Here is a 5,964-nt window from a genome sequence, read left to right as displayed (position 1 = left end):
GAGCAGTCCACCGCATGCGGTGATGACCTGGAGCACCTCGCGCGGTGGCGTGTCCGGGGGAACGGTCAGATCGAAGGGCAGGTAGGCGTGGGTGGGCCGGGCCGCTAGCTGCCCGGCGTAAGCCAGCAGATCGTGAGCAACGTGGACGGCTGTCGTTCAGCAACTCCATTCCGTATGGCATACGGAACGTATATCGCTCATGTACTCAAGGTTGTATGGGTGCGTGTCATTGCGCTGTGCCCGACCCTCGGCTATGGTCAGAGTGTGATGTTGAAGTGGGCATTTGTTGCCCGGAGGTATCTCGACCTCCGCCGCGTCGCAAGCTCCCTGTGTTGTCGCTGACGGGGAGAACGAGCTGACCGCACGTCGCGTGGATTTAGCGGTCAACATTGTTTCCGAAAATTTCCTCCAGATTTTGACGGTCCTTCTCCCGGATAATTGCCGGGGTCGGGTGTCGGATCCGATCGCCGATTTTCTGGACGGGCACGTGTCGTTCGGGTGATCTGGCACTGACCCACACTTCACACTTCCACGTCGCGACCATCGCGGTGCGACGCCCGTCCTCCTCTTCCTCCTCCTCCTCGTTCGTCCTCCTCGTTCATCACGCAAAGGATCCATATCCATGTCGTCATTTCCTACTTCCCCGATCGACATCGCCGGGAATCGGACGTCCTCCGCCGCCGAGCATCCCGTGCGGGCCCTGCTCACCCGCCGTGGCCTGCTGGGCGGTGCCGGTGCGGGCGGCATCGCCGCGTTCCTCGCGGCCTGCGGCAGCTCCGGATCCAGCGCGGACACGGGCGCGGCCGGCGCGTCGGGCGCCGCGGGAGGCCGGCGCGGCGGCCTGATCACCCTGGGGGCTCCGACGCCGCCCACCGCGCTGGACCCGGTGATCATGTACGACGGCACCGCGATCGCGCTGGTCCAGCTTGTCGCCGAGTACCTGATCTGGCTCGATCCAGACTTCCAGCTCCGCCCTCAGCTCGCGACCGGGTGGACGTCGTCCGACGCGGGACGCACCTGGTCGTTCACGTTGCGCAAGGGCGTGCTCTTCTCCGACGGCATCCCGCTGGACGCGCCGACCGTGAAGGCGTCGTTCGACCGGCTGCTGGACCCGGCGAACAAGTCCGCCGCCCTGTCCGCCTTCGCGTCAGTCCTCAAGGCCGGCGGCGTGGCGGTGTCGGGGGCGGACACGGTGGTTTTCCACCTCGAGCGGCCGTTCTCCGACTTCCCTTACCTGGTCTCCGCGGGCAACTACAACGCGGTCGTGCTCAAGAGCGACTACAAGGTCGGCACGTTCGCCACGAAGGCGATCGGCACCGGGCCGTTCCGGCTCGACTCCTACGACGTCGGCCAGGGAGCCTCGCTGCGCCGCAACCCGAAGTACCGGGACGCCGGCAAGCCCTACCTCGACGGCGTCAAGGTGACCTTCCACAAGGACGCCCAGGCCGACCTGCTGGCATTGCAGAGCGGCGCCATCGACGCGCATATCCTGTCCGAGGCCGACCTCGTCGTCCCGATCGCCGGAAGCAACTCCATCGCCGTCGACAAGGTCAGCGGTACCAGCCTGACCGCGTTCACCCTGCGCGTCGACAAGCCACCGTTCACGAAGAAGGAGGTCCGGCAGGCCATCGCCTACGCGTTGGACCGGCCGGGTGTCCTCGCCTCCGTCTACAACGGGGTCGGCGTCCTCGGCAACGACCACCTTCTCGCGCCCGCGTTCGCGGCCGCCCCGAAGGACCTCGCGCAACGCGCGAAGGACGCGGCGAAGGCCCGGTCGCTGCTGTCCGCTGCGGGGGTCGAGAACCTGCGGTTCACTCTCAGTTTCGGCGCCCCGAACAAGGCCTACGCGCTGGTCATCCAGGACCAGCTCAAGCAGGTGGGGATCACGGTCGATCTCGACCAGCAGACCTCCGATGCGTTCTACGGCGGCAACCAGGAGACCGACACCCCCTGGCTGTTCACCACCGCGAACCTCGTCGGCTGGGTGGGCCGCCCGACGCCAAGCCAGTTCATCATCCCGATGGTGAAGAGCCACGCGGTCTGGAACGGTTCGAAGTACGCCAACCCCGCCCTGGACGCCGCGGCCGACGCCTACGACGCCGCGACCGACCCCGCCGAGCGGAAGAAGCAGGCCGAGATCATCGCGCGGGCCCTTCACGAGGACGTGCCGGTCATCATCACCGTGTGGTCCGGGGCCGTCCGGGCCTACCGGTCCGACCGGGTCAGGGGGCTACGCGCCCACCCGTCGGCCTTCCTCGACCTGACAACCGTGAGCCGGGCCTGATCCGGCATGGTGCGTTTCCTGGCCTGGCGGCTGGCGACGATCCCCGTCACCATGCTGGCGGTCAGCTTCCTGGTGTTCATCGCCACCGAACTGATCCCCGGCGACGTGGCGCGCGTCGTGTTGGGCGGGGAGGCCAGCCAGACGTCGGTGGACGCGCTGCGCCACCAGTTGCGTCTCGACGAGCCGCTGGTGCCCCGCTACCTGCACTGGCTGGGTGGGTTCGCCACCGGTGACTGGGGGCGCTCCTACACGCTCGGAGTCGACGTCCGCCCGCTAGTGATCGAGCGTCTGCTCGACAGCGCGACGCTTGCCCTGCTCGCCTTCGTCCTGCTGGTCCCTGTCGCGCTGGCGCTCGGCCTTGCGGCGGGATTGCGCGAGGGGCGGCTGACCGACCGGATCTTCAGCGTCACAGGCCTAAGCCTCGGTGCCGTTCCCGAGTTCGTCACCGGCGTCGTGTTGCTGGTCCTCTTCAGCGTGAAGCTGCACTGGCTGCCCTCGTCGGCGCAGGCACCGCCGGGGGCCGGTCCGCTGACCTTGATCCGGCATCTGCTGCTGCCCGCGGTCTGCCTGGTCCTGCTGTGCACCGGCTATGTCGCCAGGCACGTGCGGGCGAGCACGGTCGCGGTCCTCGCCAGCCCGTTCATCCGGGCAATGCGGGTGCGTGGCATGTCCGAGGCGCAGCTCGTGCGCGGGCACGTGCTGCGCAACTCGCTGGTGCCGGCGACGAGCGCGCTCGCCGTGCAGCTGCAGTTCCTGCTCGCGGGACTGGTGACCGTCGAGCTGCTGTTCGGCTACCAGGGCATCGGCGACCTGCTGCTGTCGTCGGCGACCAGCAAGGACGTGCCGACCCTGCAGGCCGGCGCGATCGTGCTCGGCGCGGTGGGGATGGGCATCTACGTCGTCGCAGACCTGGTGTACGCGCTGCTCGATCCGCGCGTACGGGTGGGGAGGGCGCGGTGAACGACACCGCGGTGGATTCCGCGGCGAGCGTCACGGTCGGCTCCCGGGCTGGCTTCCGGGCTGGCTCCGTGGTCGGCGCGTTCCTGCTGGTCAGCTGGGTCGTCGTCGCGGTGTTCTGGCCGCAGCTGGCGCCGGCGGATCCGATGGCCCAGCATCCGTCCCAGCGGATGCTGGGGCCGGGCGGCGGGCACCTGTTCGGCACCGACCAGTTCGGCCGGGACGTGCTGTCGCGGGTGATGGCAGGAGCCCGCCCGGTGCTCGAGGTCGCTCCGCTGGCGACCGCGCTCGGGGTGGCGGTCGGAAGCTTGCTCGGGCTCGTGTGCGGCGCGCGGCGCGGCCTGTTCGACGAGATCGTGATGCGGGTCGTCGATGTGCTCGCTGTCTTCCCGAATCTGGTCGCGGCCGTGGTGGTGGTGGCACTTGTGGGCCGCTCGACGACCACCCTCGTCCTGGTCATCGGAACGTTCTTCGTCCCGATCGTGACCCGCAGCGTGCGGGCGGCCGTGCTGGTCGAGCGGGAGAAGCCCTATGTCGAGGCCGCCCGGCTGCGTGGCGAGCCGTTCTGGTCGCTGCTGTGGCGGGAGGTGCTGCCCAACGTGACCGGAACCGTGCTGGTCGAGGCGACGTCGAGGCTGGGCGACGCGGTCTTCGCCGCCTCGACCCTGTCCTTTCTCGGACTCGGCCAGCCACCGGGATCCCCGGAGTGGTGGGCCTCCGTGGCCGACAACCGGCGTCTTCCTCCAGCAGGGCTGGTGGACGGTGCTGTTCCCGGCGCTCGCCGTCGGAAGTCTCGTCATCGGTGTCGCGCTGATCGCCGACAACCTGCGGGAACAGGCCGCGCGGTGGTGAGCGACGCGGTGGTGGGCGACGGGGTGGTGGGCGAGGCCGTGGCCGCCGGGGGGCTTGTCGTCGAAGGACTGACGGTGAGCTACCCGTCGTCCGGCGGACCGGCCGTCGCCGTCGACGGCGTCAGCCTGCGGGTCCGACCCGGTGAGACCTACGGCCTGGTCGGAGAGTCGGGGTGCGGCAAGAGCACGCTGGCCGCGGCGCTCGCGGGCGTGCTGCCCGGCGGGGGTGCCATCGACGCCGGCCGCATCGTGCTCGACGGGGTCGACATGCGGGCCCTGTCCGCCCGGGAGCGCCGGCGGTGGCGGGCCGACGCCTTCGCCATGGTCCACCAGGGCACGAGCAGCAGCCTGGACCCCACCGTGCGGGTTGGCGCGCAGGTGGCGGAGGCCTGCCGGCTGGGGGGGGGCTGTCCCGGGCCGAGGCCCGGGCGCGGGCCGTCGAGCTGCTCGGCGCGGTGCGGCTGCCCGAGCCCGCGACGATCGCGCGACGCTGGCCGCACGAACTCTCCGGGGGCCAGCAGCAGCGGGTCGGCATCGCCGCGGCCCTCGCCGGCAGCCCCCGCCTGCTCGTCCTCGACGAGCCGACCACCGGCCTTGACGCCGCCGTCGAGCGGGAGGTCCTCGACCTGATCCAGGCGCTGCGGCGCCGGATCGACGCCGCCGTCATGCTTGTCAGCCATGATCTTGAACTGGTGGCGCGTACCTGTGACCGGGTGGGCGTACTGTACGCGGGCCGCCTGGTCGAACAGGGCACGGCGGCCGACCTGCTCACCGCGCCTGGCCACCCCTACACCGCCGCCCTCGTCGCCGCCGTCCCGCGGGTGGGGGTGAGCAGGCGGGAACGCAGGATACCGGCGGTGCCCGGGCAGCCGCCGTCGCCGACCGACCGGCCGGTGGGCTGCATCTTCGTCGACCGGTGTGCGCTCGCCGACGATGTGTGCCGTGCGTCCGAGTCGCCGCTTGCCCCCGTCGTCGACTCCCCGGACGGACCCGGCGGGCACGATGGGCACACGGTGCGCTGCCATCACGGCGACCGCGTCGGACTGCTGCGCCGTCCCGAACAGGTCGTCGGCGTGGCCCCGCGGGAGGCCCGGCCGGGGCTGCTGACCGTGCGGGGGCTGTCCCGCAGCTATGGCCGGACACCCGTGCTCACCGGTATCGACCTCGACATCGGCCACGGGGAGGTACTCGGCCTTGTCGGGGAGTCCGGCAGCGGGAAGACGACCCTTGCCCGGGCCGTGGTGGGACTGGGCCTGGACGGACCCGGCGAGATCCGGCTCGCTGGCCGGCCGCTACCGGCATCGCTGTTCCGCCGCCGCGCGGACAACCGCCGACGCGTGCAGATGGTCTTCCAGGACCTCGATACCACCCTCAATCCCCGGCACACCGTCGCCACGGTGCTGCGCCGGGCGGCGAGGGCACGGTCGCCGACCTTGCCGGGCGCGTCGAGTTCGGCTCCCGGCTGCTGCCGGTGATGACGCCGAGGCTGTCGGGCGGTCAGAAGCAACGCGTCGCGATCGGCCGGGCCCTCGCGGGCGATCCCAAGCTGATCGTCTGCGACGAGCCGGTGTCCGCGCTTGACGTCAGCGTCCAGGCCGCGGTGCTCGAGCTGCTCGCCACCACCCGGGACGCCGACGGCGTGTCCTACCTGTTCGTCTCGCACGACCTGGCCGTCGTCGGCTACCTCGCCGACCGGGTCGCCGTCCTGCACCGGGGCCGGATCGTGGAGATCGGCCCGGCCGCCGCGGTACTGGCCGGACCGCATCATCCCTACACCCACACGCTGACCGCCACCCACACGCTGACCGCACCGGTGGATCCGGCACCGCCCGGGCGGGCCGGATCCACCGGTGCGGTCAGCGTGTGGGTGGC

General features: G+C 70.9%; 4 protein-coding genes and 1 pseudogene. All 5 read left to right on the top strand.

All coding sequences use genetic code 11. From position 1 onward, the window contains the following. The first annotated feature begins 622 nt into the window (after positions 1-622). The gene (locus tag AC08OJ_RS13885) at positions 623-2,284 is read left to right on the top strand and encodes an ABC transporter substrate-binding protein (RefSeq protein WP_476593635.1); all 1,662 of its coding nucleotides are present in this window, start codon (positions 623-625) and stop codon (positions 2,282-2,284) included. A gap of 6 nt (positions 2,285-2,290) precedes the next feature. Then, positions 2,291-3,244 carry an ABC transporter permease gene (locus AC08OJ_RS13880; protein ID WP_476593634.1) on the top strand — a complete coding sequence of 318 codons (954 nt, stop codon included), beginning with the start codon at positions 2,291-2,293 and terminating at the stop codon, positions 3,242-3,244. A gap of 143 nt (positions 3,245-3,387) precedes the next feature. Then, positions 3,388-4,404 (top strand): annotated as a pseudogene (locus tag AC08OJ_RS13875) (ABC transporter permease); the annotation flags it as partial. A gap of 143 nt (positions 4,405-4,547) precedes the next feature. Next, positions 4,548-5,567 carry an oligopeptide/dipeptide ABC transporter ATP-binding protein gene (locus AC08OJ_RS13870; protein ID WP_476595929.1) on the top strand — a complete coding sequence of 340 codons (1,020 nt, stop codon included), beginning with the start codon at positions 4,548-4,550 and terminating at the stop codon, positions 5,565-5,567. Beyond that, the coding region (locus AC08OJ_RS13865; protein ID WP_476595928.1) for an ATP-binding cassette domain-containing protein at positions 5,567-5,964 on the top strand (398 nt) is incomplete at its 3' end. The genes AC08OJ_RS13870 and AC08OJ_RS13865, both read left to right, overlap by 1 nt.

It is taken from the genome of Frankia sp. CgKIO3 (assembly GCF_977946435.1).
This window is presented reverse-complemented; position numbering and strand designations above follow the sequence as displayed.